The sequence below is a fragment of the Mesorhizobium sp. M0208 genome (genome assembly GCF_040322015.1).
Lineage (GTDB): Bacteria > Pseudomonadota > Alphaproteobacteria > Rhizobiales > Rhizobiaceae > Mesorhizobium.
This window is the reverse complement of the sequence record NZ_JAMYSP010000019.1, coordinates 40,155-56,232: the sequence shown is the minus strand read 5'-3', so window position 1 is coordinate 56,232 and position 16,078 is coordinate 40,155. Positions and strand designations below refer to the sequence as shown.

The following is a 16,078-nucleotide window of genomic DNA, read 5'->3' as shown; positions in this document are numbered from 1 at the left end:
CGCCGGAGACCGCGTCGGGCACGATGTCGCACCCAGGCAAGTAGCTGATTCATAACGAAAAAATACTTGAGCTCGAAGGTCCGCCCGTGGCTTGACGGGCGCGGACCCTCTAACTATGTTGCCGGCGACTTTAAGAAGCGGACGGACGGTAACGGTCTGACCGGGCAGGGGGGGTTGCGTGGCCGACAAGAATGGGCCAGACGGAACCGGCAAAACCGGCCGCGGCAAGCAGCATGAAGCCGACATCCGCGACGACGATCTTGAGCGCCGCCGGCGCGACCTTGAAGCATCGCTTGCGACAAGGCGGCCGGATCGGCTCGAGGGGAAAGACGACGCGAAAACGGGCAGTGTGGCCGGGTACGGCCAGGCGCTCAAGCTGTCCAGCGAGTTCATCGCCGGGATAGTGGTCGGTGCGGCTCTCGGCTGGTTTATCGATCGCGTGGCGGGGATATCGCCATGGGGTCTGATAGTCGGGCTGCTGCTGGGTTTTGGCGCCGGCGTGCTCAATGTCCTGCGTTCAGCCGGGCTTGTGTCGGAATTCGGAACGGGCGACAAACCGCGCGATCCGAAAGAATGAATTGAGGCGCCGCATGCCGGCGCATTGAACAGAATGCTGAAGCCGTCTGCGGCTTTGATGGGGATTTAAAGTGGCTGCTGACAAGGTCGATCCGATCCACCAGTTCCAGATCCATCCGATCATTCCGATTCACATCGGCGGCTATGACCTGTCTTTCACCAATTCGGCTCTGTTCATGCTTGCGACGGTTGCCGTCGCGGCGGCGTTTCTCTATCTCAGCACATCGAGCCGCAGCCTGGTTCCGGGCCGCCTTCAGTCGGTCTCGGAAATGGCCTATGAATTTGTCGGCAATATGCTGAGGGACGCCGCGGGCACGCAGGGCATGAAGTTCTTCCCCTTCGTGTTCTCGCTGTTCATGTTCGTGCTTGTCGCCAACCTGCTTGGCCTGTTCCCGTATTTCTTCACCGTCACCAGCCACATCATCGTCACTTTCGGCCTCGCCGCGCTGGTGATCGGAACGGTTGTCGTCTACGGCTTCACCAAGCACGGCGTTGGCTTCCTGAAGCTGTTCGTCCCGCATGGCGTGCCGGTCTACCTGCTGCCGCTGGTGGTGCTTATCGAGGTGATTTCCTTCGTCTCACGTCCGGTCAGCCTGTCGGTTCGTCTGTTCGCCAACATGCTCGCCGGTCACATTACGCTGAAAGTGTTCTCGGGCTTTGTCGTCAGCCTGAGCGCGCTCGGCGCGGTCGGCGTGGCGGGTTCGGTTCTGCCGCTGGCGATGGCCGTGGCGCTGACGGCGCTTGAGTTGCTGGTCGCGTTCCTGCAGGCCTACGTCTTTGCCGTGCTGACCTGCATGTATCTCAACGACGCCCTGCATCCCGGGCACTAACTAGGTTCCGGCATTGCCGCCGGATCGAATTTGCAACGGAATTTTAGATCCAAAGGAGTTGAACAAATGGACGCAGAAGCAGCAAAGTACATCGGCGCCGGCATCGCATGCCTCGGCATGGGCGGCGCGGGCGTTGGCCTCGGCAACATCTTCGGCAGCTATCTGGCGGGCGCGCTGCGCAACCCGTCGGCCGCCGACGGCCAGTTCGGCCGTCTGATTTTCGGCTTCGCCGTGACCGAAGCGCTGGGTATTTTCTCGCTTCTCATCGCGCTTCTCGCCCTGTTCGGCTGAATATTTGTTCGGCTGAACATTGGGAAGAATTGAACAGGCCGGCCGCGATCCTGCGGCGGGACTGAATTTCGGGGATAGTCCATGTTCGTGACATCTGCCTTTGCGCAAGAGTCCGCGCCCGCCGCAACGGAAGCCGACGCGCACGCCGCCACCGGCGTGCCTGCCGAGGCGCACGGCACGTTCCCGCCATTCAATCCGGCAACGTACCCGTCACAGCTGCTGTGGCTGGCAATCACTTTCGGGCTGTTCTACCTCTTCTTGAAACGGGTAGTGATGCCGCGCGTCGGCGGCATCATCGACGTTCGCAACGACCGCATCACGCAGGATCTCGATCATGCTGCCCGGCTGAAGAGCGAGGCCGATGCCGCCGTTGCCGCCTATGAGCAGGAATTGGCGGAAGCCAAGGGCAAGGCCAATGCGATCGGCCAGCAGGCCAACGATGCGGCCAAGGCGGAAGCCGAAGCTGCCCGCAAGACGATCGAGGCAGCGCTTGACCAGAAGCTTGGCGAGGCCGAGGCGCGTATTTCTTCCATCAAGGCCAATGCCATGAAAGAAGTCGGCACGATCGCCGAGGACACCGCTTCGGCCATCGTCGAGGCGCTTGTCGGCGGCAAGGCCAGCAAGGCCGAAATCGCGGCCGCGGTCAAATCCGTGGCCGGGTGAGGAGCGCATCATGGACGCCACATCTCTCGCGACGCTTTGGGCAACGGTTGCCCTCGTAATCTTCCTCGGCATCGCCATCTACATCAAGGTGCCGGGCATGATCGCCAAGGCGCTCGATGCGCGGGCCGACAAGATCAGCTCCGAGCTCGAGGAGGCGCGCCGGTTGCGCGAAGAGGCACAGCAGCTGCTTGGCCAATACCAGCGCAAGCGCAAGGAAGCCGAGCAGGAGGCGGCGGCCATCGTTGCCGCCGCCAAGCGCGAAGCCGACATGCTTGCCGCCGAGGCGCACAAGAAGACCGAGGACTATGTCGCCCGGCGCACCGCCTTGGCCGAGCAGAAGATCGGCCAGGCCGAGCGCGAAGCGATCGGCGAAGTGCGCGCCAGCGCTGTCGACATCGCGGTCGAAGCCGCGCGCGCGCTGCTGGCCGGCAAGATCGACGCCAAGGCCGGCGCCGACCTGTTCAACGCCTCCCTGCAGGATTTGAAGTCGAAACTGAATTAAGCGACTTCGTCGAGAAATTCATCGAAAGCCGCCTGGGAAACCCGGCGGCTTTTTTGTTGGCGAAAGCGGCAGAGCGCATAATCTCCCCCCTCGAGGGGGAGATGTCGCCAAAGGCGACAGAGGGGGTCGGCCTGGCGCGACGCCACGTGGGACGAAAGAGAACGTTGGCGCTTCACGCGAGGCGACCCCCTCTGGCCTGCCGGCCATCTCCCCCTCGAGGGGGGAGATCCGCGCTCAGCCGCTTTCGCCAATCTCAATCCAAACCCGAAAAAACCTCTTCCTCCAGCACCTCGGTGCCGCCGAACCGGAACGGCGCGAAGGAGGCGCGGTGCAGCCGCGCCACCGGCCCGTGCAGATCGATCGCCGTGCGATGGCGCACAGTGGCGTAGCCCATATGCAGTTCGAAGCCGTAACGCGCATGATGGCTGCCGCAGCCGCACATCATGCGGTCGCGCAACACCTTGGCGACGATCGAGGCTGCGGCGATCGACTGCGAGCGCTGGTCGCCCTTGATCAGCGCTTTGCCCTCGCAGGGCAGGCCGGGCGGCACGTCGCGGCCGTCGGCCAGTGCCAGCTTCGGCCGGATTGACAGGCCGGCCACTGCACGGCGCATCGCCTCCAGGCTGGCCCTGAGAATGTTGGAGGCATCGATGCCTTCGGCGCTGACCGAGGCCATCGACACGGCGAGTGCGGAGCCGAGGATTTTCATGAACAGCGCCTCACGCTGCAAATGCGTCAGCCGCTTGGAATCATCGAGGCCGTCGGGGATGTTGGCGGGATCGAGCACCACCGCTGCCGCCACCACCGGCCCGGCGAGTGGGCCGCGGCCGGCCTCGTCCATCCCCGCCACCGGCCAAAGGCCTTCGGCCATCGCTCTCGTCTCGAACGAGAAGTCGGGTTTCTCGACGATTTCGAAGAGAAGCGGAGAATCGGAACGCGGGCGAGCCATGGTGCGGCGAGGTTCGCATCGGCTCCGATTCTCCGCAAGTCCCCTCCGGGTCGGGCGGGGCACCGGACCAGGAGGGGGCTACCGTCTGCAAGCCCGGGGACAGGACAGGCCGGACGGGATTTTTCGCCTGCTGCGGCCGCTTCAAAGCGGCTGGCGCGAGACGCTTTGTCACAGCAGCATCAGCTGCTCGGTTGCCTTGGCAGCGGGGACGAACTGGTCGGTCCTGAGCGAGCGCCGTTCGGCATTGAGGCCGAGCCGTTTGGCGGCGATCTCGAAACGCCGGCCAATCTGCCAGGCATAGGGGCCGGAGCCTTTCATGCGCTTGCCCCATTCCGAATCGTAGTCCTTGCCGTCGCGCATCGAACGGATCAGCGACATGACGTGGCGATAGCGGTCGGGATAGTGGCGCAGCAGCCAGTCCTTGAAGATCGGCGCGACCTCCAGCGGCAGGCGCAGCAGCACATAGCCTGCTTCACGCGCGCCCGCTGCCTGCGCCGAATCGAGGATGCGCTCCATTTCCGGGTCGGTCAGTCCGGGGATGATCGGCGCGACCATCACCGAGGCCGGAATGCCGGCGTCCGAAAGCTGTCTGATCGCCTCCAGCCGCTTGGTCGGCGTCGACGCGCGCGGCTCCATCGTTCTGGCCAGCATCCTGTCCAATGTCGTCACCGACAGCGCCACCTTGGCCAACCCGCGCTCGGCCATGCGCGACAGAATGTCGATATCGCGGGTCACCAGTGCCGATTTGGTGACGATGCCGACCGGATGGCCGCGCGCCTCCAGCACTTCGAGGATCTCACGCATGATCCGGTATTGCTTCTCTATCGGCTGATAGGGATCGGTGTTGGTGCCTATGGCGATGGTGCGCGGCTGGTAATTATCCCTGGACAATTCCTTGTCGAGCAACCGCGCCGCATCCGGCTTGGCAAACAGCTTCGATTCGAAATCCAGCCCCGGCGACAGGCCCATGAAGCTGTGCGTCGGCCGCGCGAAACAATAGACGCAGCCATGTTCGCAGCCGCGATAGGGATTGATCGAGCGGTCGAAGGAGATATCGGGCGATTCGTTGCGGGTGATGATGGTGCGCGGCTTCTCGACCTGTACCTCGGTCTTGAAGGGCGGCAGCTCCTCCAGCGAATTCCAGCCGTCATCGAACACATGCCGGCTGACCGGCTCGAAACGGCCGGACGGATTGATGCCCGCCGACCGGCCGCGATTGCGGTCCGGACGAACGCGCATGCCGCTCTGCTCGATCATCGCATTCGCCATCTCGGCCCTGCCAGCGCCGAAGGCGGCAATGTCGGCACGCACGATCTGTTCCATTTTGGCCCTTTCCCAGGGACTGTCCGCCCGCTGTCGAATCGCTCTGCTCATGAATGTATTCCTATCGCATTGACGAGAACAAAGCAAGAACTTTCTCGCGGCGCGCCGCAAAAACTGGCGCTGCCCACCGCTTTCCGCTATTCGGCTAAACATGCTCAGCGTCCTGATCGAAACCCTGAATGACGAGGAGGGCCTTGCCCGCACGCTCGCCTCGCTGATCGGCGGCGCGGTCGAGGGCGTAGTGCGCGACGTTCTCGTCTGCGATACCGGCTCGACCGATCAGACGCACCGCGTCGCCGAACATGCCGGCTGCCACTATGTCAGTGGCGGCATCGCTGCGGGCATCAGGCAGGCCAAGGGCGACTGGCTGCTCTTGCTGGAACCGGGCGCGCGGCTGGGGGAGGGCTGGATCGACGAGGTCGTCGCCCACACCGCCAGGCAAACCATGGCGGCGCGATTTTCGCGGGCCCGCGGCAGCCGCGCGCCCTTCCTGTCACGCGTATTTGCCGGAAATCGCGCTCTCGCCGAAGGCTTGGTGATCAGCAAGCGTCAGGCCGCCGCGCTGTCTAAGAGCGCCCGCAGCGCCGAAGCGATCGCCCGCGGCCTGGCGACAAGAAGGCTCCACGCCGAGATCTGGGTGGCGCCGCGGAAGTGACGGCTTACCATCCCGGGCCTAGGGAATGCCGCCCAAGCAAATTTTCTGGCGCGTCGTCGCTTATTGTGCATTGCACAAAATCTGGCCGGGGGTTACCATTCCCTGCGAAACGGGCGAATGGGTTTGGGGTGTGCCGGAGCGGCGGCGACGATTATGTCGATGCTGTTCCCCCGACATTTGAGGACCCCGATGACCCTTTCAAGCCCCGACAAGTCCGGCGCTGCAAGCCTCGAGGCGATCGCACGCAATGGCGGTACGCTGCGCCGCATCGCCGCCCGCATCCCGACCTATCTTTCCGACCTTCGCGAGAATCCGGCATGGCTGCCGATGTTCATGCTGGCGCGCACCATGCCGGCGCGGCGGCTGCACTGGCGCGGTGCAAAGCCCGTTCCGCCGGCGCGCAATGTCGGTGAAACGATGTTCGCCGGCGTTGACCGCGATGCCGTCGTCGGCGCGCTGCGCACCGAGGGGCTCTATTCGGGCCTGATGCTGCCGGCCGCCATCCATGAGGAGATCGCCCGCTTCGCCGAGCGCACGCCATGCTTCGGCAATTTCGACCGCCGGCTGGAATTCCTGCCCGAAAAACACGCCGATGCCGAAAAGCATTTCGGCCGTCCGCTGCTCAGCGGCCATTATTTCGAGCGGGTCCTCGACTGCAGCGCTGCGGTCGCCGTGCAGCGCGATCCGCTGCTTCTCGATATCGCAGCGCACTATCTCGGCAGTCAGGCCAAGCTGATCACCACCCGCGTCTGGTGGAGCTTTCCGACCGGTGGCGTCTCGGACGCCGACAAGAACATGGCCTCGCTCGGCAAATACCATTTCGACCTCGACGACTGGCGCATGCTGAAGTTTTTCTTCTACCTGGTGCCGGTCGACAACGACACCGGGCCGCATGTCTATGTCCGCGGCTCCCACAACCGGCGCATCCTGAAGCACCAGCTGACGCTGCTGGTCGGCCATTCGGCGGAAGAGGTGCTGGGCGTCTATGGCGAGCAGAGCCCGGTCACGCTGACCGGGCCGGCCGGCCTCGGCTTTGTCGAGGACCCGTTCGGCTTCCATATGGGCACCGTGCCGACGCGCACGCCGAGGCTGATGATGGAAGTCGGCTTCGGCGTGTCGCCGCCCTCGCGCCGGCGTTTTCACGGCGAGCCGGTCATTCGCTAAACCGAGGTCGCTTGGCTGACATCTTGGCTCGCCTCAGCCGCGCCGCAAATGCTCGTCCAGCCGCGGCATGATCTCGACGAAGTTGCAGGGCATGTGCCGATAGTCGAGCTGCGGCTTCAAGATGCCGTCCCAGGCGTCCTTGCAGGCGCCCGGCGAGCCCGGCAGCACGAAAACGAAGGTGGCATTGACGACGCCGCCGGTTGCCCGGCTCTGGATCGTCGAAGTGCCGATCTTGTCGTAGGAGATGCGGTGGAATACTTCGGAAAAGCCGTCCATGCGCTTTTCGAAGATCGGCTCCAGCGCTTCCGGCGTCACATCGCGGCCGGTGAAGCCGGTGCCGCCGGTGGTGATGACGACATCAATCGCTTCGTCCTTCGACCAGCCCAGGACCTTGTCGCGAATCTTATCGCGGTCGTCGGTGACGATGTCGCGGGCGGCCAGGACATGGCCGGCCTCGGCAATGCGGTCGGCCAGCGTCTGCCCGGATTTGTCGTCGGCGAGGCTGCGCGTATCGGAAACGGTCAGTACCGCGATGCGCACGGGAACGAAGGGGCGGCTCTCGTCAATCCTGGCCATGGGCATCAACCTCCGATGTCACGCTTCGCGTCGCGGCGACAAACCAGTCGGGATGGCGGCCGCGGATATCGACGGCCGCGCGCTTGGCCACATTGCCGGTCTCGAACAGCCCGAAGCAGGTGGCGCCGGAACCGGACATCCTGGCAAAACCGGCTCCGGCCTTGTTGAGCACGGAAAGCGCCTTGCCGATGGCGGGCTGGATTGCGCGCGCCGCAGGCTCGAGATCGTTGCGGGTGATCTCCAGCCAGTTGCGGATGCTGTGGAAGTCGAGGCTGCGCGGCAGCGGCGGCAGCCCCGCATTGTCGCGGCGGCCAAGCGCCTCGAACACGTCGGCCGTCGAGACGGCAGTGCCGGGATTGACGAGCACCAGACCCAGCGCCGGGAAACCCGGCACGAGCGTCAGCTCGTCGCCGATGCCGCGGGCTATCAGCGGTCTGGCAGCGAGGCACATCGGCACGTCGGCGCCGAGTGACAGGCCGATCCGCGCCAGTTCGGCATCGCCGACATCAAGTCCCCAGGTCTGGACCAGGGCGCGCAGCACAGCCGCCGCATCGCTCGACCCGCCGCCGACACCGGACGCGACCGGCAGGTTCTTTTCGAGCCTGATCGCGACAGCCGGTGCGTGCTGGAGACCGGCCTCGCGCCGCAGTGCATCGCGCGCTCTCACCACCAGATTATTGTCGTCGACCGGCACCGCGGAGGCGTATTTGCCAGACACGGAAAACCCATCGCTGTCGGCAAGTTCCGTCTCGATGCGGTCGCCGAAGCGCGTGAACACAGCCAGGCTTTCGATCGTGTGATAACCGTCGGCGCGCTGGCCGGTGACGTGCAGCGCGAGATTTATCTTGGCGTGCGCATGCGATGCCCGGATGCTGGCCTCGGCGTTCACTGGCTCGGCCGCGAGGGGGACGACGGTCAATCCTTGGCCAGACGGTATTCGCCGGTCTTGGGATCCTTGACCAGCGTTCCCATCGTACCGTTGGCGGCCTGCTTTTCGGTACGCCGCACCTTGGCGGTCACACGCTCGGCTTCCCTGACGAAGGAGCGGTAGCCGAAATAGGCGGCAATGCCGACGACGGCGAAGAAAATGATCTGCGGCATGTCAAACTCCTCCCTCGCAAGGCCGGCAAGGCGGCCGGTCGGGTCGGTTGATGATTTATGCTAGACGCTTTCACCAGCTTTTCAAAGCCCGAAGCGCGCCCACAGCGCGCGCTCTTCCGCCGCATCGATGACGCCGCTTGCCGCGGCGGCGGCGATATCGGGCGCCGAAAAGCTCGAGCCGAACAGGCCGAAGCGGCCGAACAGGCCGCGCGGCGCGGTGATCAGCTTGAGCTGGGTCTTCGGCCCGAAACGGCTCTTCAGCACGCTGCGCATGTCGCCGAGCGCATCGACCAGCCCGAGCTCCAGCCCCTTTTTGGCCGTCCAGAAAAGTCCGGTGAACAGGTCGGGATCGTCCTTGAGCTTGCTGCCGCGCCTGTCCTTGACGAGATCGATGAAGGTCTCGTGGACCTCGAGCTGCAGCGCCTTCAGGCGCTCGACGTCCTCCTTCTTTTCCGGCTTGAACGGGTCGAGCACCGCCTTGTTCTGGCCGGCGGTGTGGACGCGGCGCTCGACGCCGATCTTCTTCAACAGCTCCGGAAAGCCGAACGAGGCCGACACCACGCCGATCGAGCCGACGATGGAGGACGGGTCGGCAAAGATCTCGTCGCCGGCGACCGCGATCATGTAGCCGCCCGATGCCGCCACGTCCTCGACGAAAACCAGGACTTTCTTGTTCTTCTCGCTCGCCAGGTCGCGGATGCGCCTGAAAATCAGCCGCGACTGCACCGGCGAGCCACCTGGCGAATTGATCGAGATGGCGACCGCCGGCGCGTCGAAGGAAAACAGCTTTTCGAGAAGGCCGGCGGTGGAAGCGAGCGACAGGCTCGGCCGGAACTGGCCGCCGCCGGGCATGATCGTGCCGTGCAGCCGGATGACCGGAATGGTGACGACGGTGGAGCGCCAGGATTTCGGCAGCAGGCGGTTGAAAAGGCGTTTCACGAGGGGGCGGTCTCCGGTCGATTTGCTTGAGGCATGTAAGAATTCGCCGGCCAACGGCAATGCCGTCACCCCGGCAATCAGAATGGATCAGTCTCCGAACAGCGACGCCAGCCCGTTATTGATCAGCTCCGCCCGCTCCGAAGGGCCATTGCCTGAATAGGCATGCAGCATCAGCGGTGGCTGGATCGACAGTTTGCCGCGTGCGCCGAGTGCTGCCCGGACAACGATGCGGATCGCCGCCGCTTCGGGGCGAGGGTGGACGGCCAGCATCTCGGCATCGCCGAAGCGGCCGGCGATGGCATCGAGGATGGCGCCGAGCTGTTCCGGCCGGGCGATGACGGCCAGCCCGCCGCCCGGTCTGACCACCGCGGCCGCGCTGCGGATCCAGCTGTCGAACAGCCCATCCTCCGAGACATGCGCGGCCTTTCTCAGCGGATCGGGCGTCGCGCGATCCTCGGCGGCATTGAACGGCGGGTTCATGATGACGAAATCGAAGCTGTTGTCCTCGAGGCCGGCGGCCGTTCGCGCCCGGCCCGACAGCGCGACATCGGCGACGAGCACCGAAGCGCGGTTGCTGAGATGCGCATTGCCGGGATGGGCAAGCGTGGTGGTGGCGAAGGCCGCCATTTCCGGGGAACGCTCGACAAGCACGGCCGCGGCACCGGGGCAGCGCGACAGGACCGCCAGGCCGGCGGCACCGGCACCCGCGCCAAAGTCGGCAAGCCGCCCGGCGAACGAGGACGGCACGGCAGCCGCCAGCATCATCGCATCCATGCCGGCGCGGTGGCCTGCCTTTCTCGGCTGCACCAGCCAGAAGCGACCGCGATGAAAGGCATCGACCGTATGAGCCGGCATGTCCGGGACAAGGGCAGCGGGCGACGCGGACATTATTTTTGGCGGATCTCGTTGGCGATGCCGGCATCCGTCAGGATGCGCCGCGCCGCATCGGCCTTGTCGGCGTCCACCATGACACGGCGGGGCAGGATGCCGATCGAGCCGTCGAGGACGCTCATATTCTGGTCGGCGACGAAACAGCCGATGCCGGCATCGCGCATCAGCGATTCGACAAACGAAATGATGACGGCGTCGTTGGTGCGGATGAGCTCTATCATCGGGTGAAACTCGCAGTTTGCGGCATTGATGTAAACGTAGGCGTGATCATGTACCAGAGCCGGCGCGCCAATTCGCCTCTTGCCGCGCCGGTGGGTGACACCCTAGAGTCTGTCCAGGGACCATGTTGCCGTCGTGCATATCGAGGTTGGGAGTTTTGCCGTGGGTGTCGTTCTCAACATTGAAAACGGGAAGCGCGAAGCCGCCTCGATAAAGGACCTCATCGACCTGACCGTGGCCGACATGGGGCGCGTCAACAAATTGATCCTGTCGAAGGCCGGCTCCGATGTCGAGATGATTCCGGAGATAGCCAACCATCTGATCTCGTCGGGCGGCAAACGGCTGCGGCCGATGCTGACGCTCGCCGCGGCCCAGATGTTCGGCTATTCCGGCGACGGCCATGTCAAGCTCGCCACATCGGTCGAATTCATGCATACCGCGACACTTCTCCACGACGACGTCGTCGACGAAAGCGGCATGCGGCGCGGCAAGAAGACGGCGCGTATGATCTGGGGCAACCAGGCCAGTGTTCTGGTCGGTGATTTCCTGCTCGGCCAAGCCTTTCGCATGATGGTCGACGTCGGCTCGCTCGAAGCGCTCGATATCCTATCCAGCGCCGCTTCGGTCATCGCCGAAGGCGAGGTGATGCAGCTCGCTGCCGCAAAAAACCTCGAGACCACCGAGGACGAGCATTTCGCGGTGATCAAGGCCAAGACCGCGGCGCTGTTCTCCGCTGCCGCCGAGGTCGGCCCCGTCATCGCCCAGGCGACGCGCAATGATCGCGCAGCACTTCGCTCCTACGGCATGAATCTCGGCCTTGCCTTCCAGCTGATCGATGACGCGCTGGATTACGGCGGCACCAGCAAGGATCTCGGCAAGAATGTCGGCGACGATTTCCGCGAGGGCAAGGTGACGCTGCCGGTGATCCTCGCCTATCGGCGCGGCACCAAGGCCGAGCGCAGCTTCTGGAAACGCGCCATCGAGGACAATGCCGCCGACGATGCCGGGCTGGAAAAGGCCATCGGCCTGATGCTCCGCCACGGGGCGATTGCCGACACCATAGGGCGCGCCCGCCATTTCGGCGAGATAGCCCGCGACGCGCTGGCGCCGCTCGAGGCGACGCCGCAGAAGTCTGCACTGATCGACGTCATCGATTTCTGCATCAGCCGGGTGAATTGACAGGCGTCGCGGCGCGAGGCCGGGACGCCGCCTATTCTCATCGAGCCTTTGCCGGAAGCACTATTGCTGCCAGCAAACTGACGACGATGCCCGCCGCCGCGAGCCGGAAGGCAACCTGGATGCCGTCGGCGACGGCAATTTTCAACGCATCGCCGGACAATTCGCCGATTTGGCTGTTCGCAATCGCAATCAGCACGGCCATGCCGATGGCGTTGCCGACATTGAGCGTCGTCGAAGCCATCCCCGAGGCGACGCCTTGCTGATCGTGGGCAACGCCGGAAGCGGCGGCAATCCACATTGCGGTCCAGACGATGCCTTGTCCGACGCCGGAGACGATCAGGCCGGGTACAAGGGACAGATAGCTGCTCTCCGCGGTTGCGCCTGATACCATCAATGCAGTGCCGACCGCGCCGACGATCATGCCGCCGACCAGCGTGCTGCGCGTCGAAAAGCGCGTCGCCAGACGCTCGCCGGCTTGCGTGCCGGTGGCGATGGCGACCGACGGCACGAGAAAGGCAAGGCCCGTCTGCAAGGCAGTGAAACCGTGCACGTTCTGCAACAGCACGGTGAGGAAGTAGGGCAGCGCTCCAAAAGTCGCCATGTAGAGGAAGGTTGTCGTCATGCCGGCGACGAGGCTGCGGTTGTAAAACAGGCGCAGCGGCATCAGCGGATCGGCGCTCTTCGCCTCGATCATCGTGAAGGCGATCAGGAAGAATGCCGCCAGTGCTGCGCCGACGATGATTGCGGTCGATCCCCAGCCATATTCAGGCCCCTGAACCAGGGTGAAGACAAGCAGCGTCGCCCCGGCGGTGACGGTCAATGCGCCCGGCAGATCGAAGCTGCGGTGCTCGTGCCGCTTGCGATCGCGCGGTATGATGGCGAAAGCCGCGATGATGGCGATCCCGGCCAGCAGCACGTTGACGTAGAAGACCGACGGCCAGCCGAAGGCGCTGGTCAGAAACCCGCCGGCAAGCGAACCGAGCGTCAGGCCGCTGGCGCCTGCGCCGCCCCAGACGGCGAGCGCCCGGTTGCGTTCCGGTCCTTCGGCGAACAGACGGTTGATCAGCGACAGCGTCGCCGGAAACAGGAATGCGGCGCCGATGCCTTGGACCGCACGTGCCGCAATGATGATTTCCGGTGACCATGCCAGGCCGCCGACAAGCGAAGAAAGCGCGTAGAGCCAGAGTGCGAAGATGAAGACGCGGCGTTGGCCGATCAGGTCGGCGGCCCGGCCGCCGAACAGCAGGAACCCGCCGGTAAAGACCGTGTAGGCGCTCACCACCCATTGCAGGGTCTGCCCGGAAAATCCGAGGCCGGCGCCGATCTCCGGCAGCGCCACGAAGACGATGTTGAGATCGAGCGAGAGGATGAGCTGCGCGAAGGCGAGCAGCGCCAGCGTTGCGCCGCGCTTCACACCGGTTGTCCCTTGCGTTGCGATTGCCCCGAGCGGCGCGCCTTGATCCAGTGAACTCATGTCGGTCTCCTTATCGACAATTATTTAATGATCGACAAAGAATTGAGATTTGCAATCCGAAGTCAAGCGGATTATTTGTTGATCGACAAAAATTAGAGGTCGCAATGGCGGGAAGGCCAAGGGAGTTCGACCGCGACCAGGCGCTGGAGAAAGCCCGGGACGCTTTCTGGAGACGTGGCTACGAGGGCACCTCGATGGCCGATCTCGTTTCGGCGCTTGGCCTCGCATCGGCGCGCATCTATGCCGCCTTCGGCTCGAAGGAGGATCTGTTTCGCGAAGCGGTGGGACTTTACGAGGCCAATGAGGGCGGCTTTGCCACACGCGCGCTGCAGGAAGAACCAAACGTCCGGCGCGTCATCGAGCGCATGCTTCGCGACGCCGTCGAAATCTATACGCGGCCGGGGCAGCCGCAGGGCTGCATGGTGGTGACGGCCGCCACCAATTGCGCCGTCGAAAACGACGCCGTGCAGCAATGGCTGGCGGAGCACCGGCTGGCGCGTACCGCATCGATCGTCGAGCGGTTGAAGCAAGCGGTGCGCGATGGCGAATTGAAGCCGGGTACCGACGCCGAGATGTTGGGTGATTATTACGCCACGCTGATGCACGGCCTTTCGGTGCAGGCACGCGACGGCGTGCCGAAAAAGCGGCTGCACGATCTTGTCACCGTCGCCATGCAGGCGCTCGACGCAAGCCTTTCGCAAACGTCCTGAGTTCCGGGCCGTGACGCCGGTTTCCCATTACCGGATTGTCGCAATGCGGTCGTGCGACCCTCTCTCGGCATGGTTTATTAATTGCTTGACCCGATTGTGAATTCGGGCCGGGTTGAAGCGTGACCCCAAAAAGGCCATGCTTTACCTGTAAAGATCGAGTCTACGGCGATCCCGCTGACGCGGAGATGGCGTTTGGCTGAAAGGGATATGATGCGGCAAGGATATGCGCGCTGGCTGACGGGGCTGGCAATCGCGACGGGCATGGCGATCTCGGGTTTGCCGGCGCATGCCAGACAGACCGCCGAGCCGGTCAGGATCACATCCTTCTCGGGAGCGTATCTCGCCGCGCGGATTGCCGAAGGCGACAACGACCTCGACAGCGCCATTTCCTATTACAAGCAGGCGCTTGCGTTCGATCCGAACGATACAGGACTGCAGCAAAGCCTGATGCTGTCGCTGATCGCGCAGGGTCGCTTCGACGAGTCCCTGGTCTATGCCGACAAGCTCAAGGCGGTTCCCGACGTCGAGCGCTTCTCGCGCCTGGCGCTGGCGATCGATTCCTTCCACAAGAAGGATTTCTCCAAGGCCGAATACTGGCTCAAGCTGTCGCTCGAATCCGATCTCGACCGGCTGATCTCCGGCGTCATGACCGGCTGGGCCAAGCAAGGTGAGGGCGACGCCGGCGAGGCCATGGCTTCCATCGACAAGCTGCAGGGCCCCGACTGGTTCAGCCCGTTCAAGTCGTTCCACCGTGCCTTGATTGCCGACGCCTCGGGCCTGCCCGACAGGGCGGATGCGCTCTACACCGCCACCCTGCAAGACACGGCCGCTGGCGGTGCGGCCCCCGAAACATGGATGCGCAACGCGCAGGCCTACGCCTCTTTCCTCGCCCGCAAAGGCGACAAGGCCAAGGCGCTGTCGGTGCTCGACAAGGCCGAGGCGTTTGCGCCCGGCAAGGTCGAGATTGCAGCGCTTCGCGACAAGATCAACAAGGGCGAAAAGATCGAACCATTCGTTGCCGGTCCCTCGGACGGCGCCTCGGAGATCCTGCTCGATCTCGCCACCGCGCTCAACCGCGGCGGCGGCGAGCCGTTCGTGCGGCTCTATCTGCGATATGCCCTGGCGCTGCGGCCCGGCAACGACGCGGCGCTTGTTCAGCTTGCCGCCGTTGCCGAGCAGTTGAAAGACGGCGAGGGCGCCATCGCGCTCTATCGCCGCATTCCCGCCGGCTCGCCGCTGAAGGAGCTTTCGGACCTGCAGCTTGGCCTCAACCTTGCCGATCTTGACCGCAATGACGAGGCGATCGCTCACCTCAAGGCCATCGTCGATGCGCATCCAGACGACATGCGCGCCTATCTGGCGCTCGGCGGCGTCTATTCCGCGAAGGAGGATTTCCGCTCCGCCGCCAATCTTTACGACAAGGCAGTCGAGGTGCTGAAGACGCCGACCGCCGCCAACTGGAACATCTTCTACCAGCGTGGCATCGCCTATGAGCGATTGAAGGAATGGCCGAAGGCCGAGCCGAATTTCCGCAAGGCGCTGGAGCTCTACCCCGACCAGCCGCAGGTCCTGAACTATCTCGGCTATTCCTGGGTCGACAAGAACATGAACCTCAAGGAAGGCCTCGCGATGATCCAGAAGGCCGTCGACCTGAGGCCGAGCGACGGCTACATCGTCGACTCGCTGGGCTGGGCCTATTACCGCCTTGGCCAGTTCGACGACGCGGTGCGCGAAATGGAACGCGCCGTTTCGTTGAAGCCGGAGGATCCGGTGCTCAACGATCACCTCGGGGACGCCTACTGGCGCGTCGGCCGCAAGCTGGAAGCCACCTTCCAGTGGAACCAGGCCCGCGACCTGAAGCCGGACCCGGATGTGCTTGCCGCCTTGCAGCAAAAGCTGATGAAGGGCCTGCCGCCGATCGAATCCAACACGGCGCAGGAAACCCCCAAGGTGAAGCCCGAGCCGGCGCCCGCCCCGAAGGGGTGACCCCATCGCCTTGACGGTCGCCGAGCGGCACTCTACGAGGTGCCGCATCC

At 64.3% G+C, this 16,078-nt stretch carries 19 protein-coding genes; 10 read left to right on the top strand and 9 right to left on the bottom strand.

Annotation, left to right across the window (positions count from 1 at the left end; all coding sequences use genetic code 11):
* Positions 1 to 178: 178 nt before the first annotated feature.
* The 5 genes from NKJ17_RS19565 to NKJ17_RS19545 all read left to right on the top strand — a co-directional run bounded on the left by NKJ17_RS19565 (position 179) and on the right by NKJ17_RS19545 (position 2,862).
* On the top strand, positions 179 to 577 hold the full coding sequence (locus tag NKJ17_RS19565) for an AtpZ/AtpI family protein (protein ID WP_352505252.1): 399 nt from the start codon (positions 179 to 181) through the stop codon (positions 575 to 577).
* Positions 578 to 647: 70 nt separating this feature from the next.
* Positions 648 to 1,406: a F0F1 ATP synthase subunit A gene (locus NKJ17_RS19560; protein WP_352505251.1), complete on the top strand. Its 759-nt coding sequence runs from the start codon at positions 648 to 650 to the stop codon at positions 1,404 to 1,406.
* A 66-nt stretch (positions 1,407 to 1,472) separates the two neighbouring features.
* Complete coding sequence (locus NKJ17_RS19555) at positions 1,473 to 1,697, top strand: F0F1 ATP synthase subunit C (RefSeq protein WP_254820421.1); 225 nt, start codon at positions 1,473 to 1,475, stop codon at positions 1,695 to 1,697.
* Between the two features lie 81 nt (positions 1,698 to 1,778).
* Entirely contained in the window at positions 1,779 to 2,360 is a 582-nt protein-coding gene (locus NKJ17_RS19550) for a F0F1 ATP synthase subunit B (RefSeq protein ID WP_352689757.1), read from the top strand.
* A gap of 10 nt (positions 2,361 to 2,370) precedes the next feature.
* Positions 2,371 to 2,862: a F0F1 ATP synthase subunit B gene (locus NKJ17_RS19545; RefSeq protein WP_023674071.1), complete on the top strand. Its 492-nt coding sequence runs from the start codon at positions 2,371 to 2,373 to the stop codon at positions 2,860 to 2,862.
* A gap of 253 nt (positions 2,863 to 3,115) precedes the next feature.
* Here the strand turns inward: NKJ17_RS19545 and rnhB are convergent, their stop codons facing one another.
* Positions 3,116 to 3,811 (bottom strand): ribonuclease HII, encoded by a 696-nt coding sequence (rnhB, locus tag NKJ17_RS19540; protein ID WP_254818401.1) that lies wholly within the window; start codon positions 3,809 to 3,811, stop codon positions 3,116 to 3,118.
* Between the two features lie 168 nt (positions 3,812 to 3,979).
* Positions 3,980 to 5,134, bottom strand: coding sequence for a PA0069 family radical SAM protein (locus NKJ17_RS19535; RefSeq protein WP_254818651.1), 1,155 nt, complete (start codon positions 5,132 to 5,134; stop codon positions 3,980 to 3,982).
* 151 nt (positions 5,135 to 5,285) lie between these two features.
* Here NKJ17_RS19535 and NKJ17_RS19530 point away from each other — a divergent pair, with 151 nt between their 5' ends.
* Positions 5,286 to 5,789: a glycosyltransferase gene (locus NKJ17_RS19530; RefSeq protein ID WP_023716858.1), complete on the top strand. Its 504-nt coding sequence runs from the start codon at positions 5,286 to 5,288 to the stop codon at positions 5,787 to 5,789.
* 189 nt (positions 5,790 to 5,978) lie between these two features.
* The gene (locus tag NKJ17_RS19525; RefSeq protein ID WP_352689756.1) at positions 5,979 to 6,953 is read left to right on the top strand and encodes a phytanoyl-CoA dioxygenase family protein; all 975 of its coding nucleotides are present in this window, start codon (positions 5,979 to 5,981) and stop codon (positions 6,951 to 6,953) included.
* A gap of 33 nt (positions 6,954 to 6,986) precedes the next feature.
* Here NKJ17_RS19525 and moaB read toward each other — a convergent pair whose 3' ends face one another.
* From moaB to NKJ17_RS19495, 6 genes are all read right to left on the bottom strand, one after another.
* Complete coding sequence (gene moaB / locus NKJ17_RS19520; RefSeq protein WP_352682803.1) at positions 6,987 to 7,529, bottom strand: molybdenum cofactor biosynthesis protein B; 543 nt, start codon at positions 7,527 to 7,529, stop codon at positions 6,987 to 6,989.
* Positions 7,516 to 8,418 carry a 4-(cytidine 5'-diphospho)-2-C-methyl-D-erythritol kinase gene (locus NKJ17_RS19515; RefSeq protein WP_352689781.1) on the bottom strand — a complete coding sequence of 301 codons (903 nt, stop codon included), beginning with the start codon at positions 8,416 to 8,418 and terminating at the stop codon, positions 7,516 to 7,518. Before NKJ17_RS19515 ends, moaB begins: the two co-directional genes overlap by 14 nt.
* A gap of 26 nt (positions 8,419 to 8,444) precedes the next feature.
* Positions 8,445 to 8,630, bottom strand: coding sequence for a membrane protein (locus NKJ17_RS19510; protein ID WP_023674078.1), 186 nt, complete (start codon positions 8,628 to 8,630; stop codon positions 8,445 to 8,447).
* An 81-nt stretch (positions 8,631 to 8,711) separates the two neighbouring features.
* Positions 8,712 to 9,569, bottom strand: coding sequence for a S49 family peptidase (locus NKJ17_RS19505; protein WP_352456850.1), 858 nt, complete (start codon positions 9,567 to 9,569; stop codon positions 8,712 to 8,714).
* An 87-nt stretch (positions 9,570 to 9,656) separates the two neighbouring features.
* On the bottom strand, positions 9,657 to 10,457 hold the full coding sequence (locus NKJ17_RS19500; RefSeq protein ID WP_352682806.1) for a tRNA1(Val) (adenine(37)-N6)-methyltransferase: 801 nt from the start codon (positions 10,455 to 10,457) through the stop codon (positions 9,657 to 9,659).
* The gene (locus NKJ17_RS19495) at positions 10,457 to 10,681 is read right to left on the bottom strand and encodes a putative signal transducing protein (protein ID WP_023674082.1); all 225 of its coding nucleotides are present in this window, start codon (positions 10,679 to 10,681) and stop codon (positions 10,457 to 10,459) included. The genes NKJ17_RS19500 and NKJ17_RS19495 overlap by 1 nt, the downstream gene beginning before the upstream one ends.
* Positions 10,682 to 10,841: 160 nt before the next feature.
* Here NKJ17_RS19495 and NKJ17_RS19490 point away from each other — a divergent pair, with 160 nt between their 5' ends.
* A complete protein-coding gene (locus NKJ17_RS19490; RefSeq protein WP_352593256.1) occupies positions 10,842 to 11,858 on the top strand; it encodes a polyprenyl synthetase family protein in 1,017 nt (338 codons plus the stop codon).
* Positions 11,859 to 11,895: 37 nt separating this feature from the next.
* Here the strand turns inward: NKJ17_RS19490 and NKJ17_RS19485 are convergent, their stop codons facing one another.
* Positions 11,896 to 13,332: an MFS transporter gene (locus NKJ17_RS19485; RefSeq protein ID WP_352689755.1), complete on the bottom strand. Its 1,437-nt coding sequence runs from the start codon at positions 13,330 to 13,332 to the stop codon at positions 11,896 to 11,898.
* Positions 13,333 to 13,436: 104 nt separating this feature from the next.
* Here NKJ17_RS19485 and NKJ17_RS19480 point away from each other — a divergent pair, with 104 nt between their 5' ends.
* Positions 13,437 to 14,042 carry a TetR/AcrR family transcriptional regulator gene (locus tag NKJ17_RS19480; RefSeq protein ID WP_352689754.1) on the top strand — a complete coding sequence of 202 codons (606 nt, stop codon included), beginning with the start codon at positions 13,437 to 13,439 and terminating at the stop codon, positions 14,040 to 14,042.
* A gap of 210 nt (positions 14,043 to 14,252) precedes the next feature.
* A complete protein-coding gene (locus tag NKJ17_RS19475) occupies positions 14,253 to 16,028 on the top strand; it encodes a tetratricopeptide repeat protein (protein ID WP_352689780.1) in 1,776 nt (591 codons plus the stop codon).
* Positions 16,029 to 16,078: the final 50 nt, after the last annotated feature.

Coding starts and splice junctions, on each gene's coding strand:
- NKJ17_RS19545 (WP_023674071.1), top strand. CDS start 2,371: ATGGACGCCACATCTCTCGCGACGCTTTGGGCAACGGTTGCCCTCGTA.
- rnhB (WP_254818401.1), bottom strand. CDS start 3,811: ATGGCTCGCCCGCGTTCCGATTCTCCGCTTCTCTTCGAAATCGTCGAG.
- NKJ17_RS19510 (WP_023674078.1), bottom strand. CDS start 8,630: ATGCCGCAGATCATTTTCTTCGCCGTCGTCGGCATTGCCGCCTATTTC.
- NKJ17_RS19485 (WP_352689755.1), bottom strand. CDS start 13,332: ATGAGTTCACTGGATCAAGGCGCGCCGCTCGGGGCAATCGCAACGCAA.
- NKJ17_RS19555 (WP_254820421.1), top strand. CDS start 1,473: ATGGACGCAGAAGCAGCAAAGTACATCGGCGCCGGCATCGCATGCCTC.
- NKJ17_RS19550 (WP_352689757.1), top strand. CDS start 1,779: ATGTTCGTGACATCTGCCTTTGCGCAAGAGTCCGCGCCCGCCGCAACG.
- NKJ17_RS19480 (WP_352689754.1), top strand. CDS start 13,437: ATGGCGGGAAGGCCAAGGGAGTTCGACCGCGACCAGGCGCTGGAGAAA.
- NKJ17_RS19500 (WP_352682806.1), bottom strand. CDS start 10,457: ATGTCCGCGTCGCCCGCTGCCCTTGTCCCGGACATGCCGGCTCATACG.
- NKJ17_RS19475 (WP_352689780.1), top strand. CDS start 14,253: ATGCGGCAAGGATATGCGCGCTGGCTGACGGGGCTGGCAATCGCGACG.
- NKJ17_RS19495 (WP_023674082.1), bottom strand. CDS start 10,681: ATGATAGAGCTCATCCGCACCAACGACGCCGTCATCATTTCGTTTGTC.
- NKJ17_RS19535 (WP_254818651.1), bottom strand. CDS start 5,134: ATGGAACAGATCGTGCGTGCCGACATTGCCGCCTTCGGCGCTGGCAGG.
- NKJ17_RS19525 (WP_352689756.1), top strand. CDS start 5,979: ATGACCCTTTCAAGCCCCGACAAGTCCGGCGCTGCAAGCCTCGAGGCG.
- NKJ17_RS19530 (WP_023716858.1), top strand. CDS start 5,286: ATGCTCAGCGTCCTGATCGAAACCCTGAATGACGAGGAGGGCCTTGCC.
- moaB (WP_352682803.1), bottom strand. CDS start 7,529: ATGGCCAGGATTGACGAGAGCCGCCCCTTCGTTCCCGTGCGCATCGCG.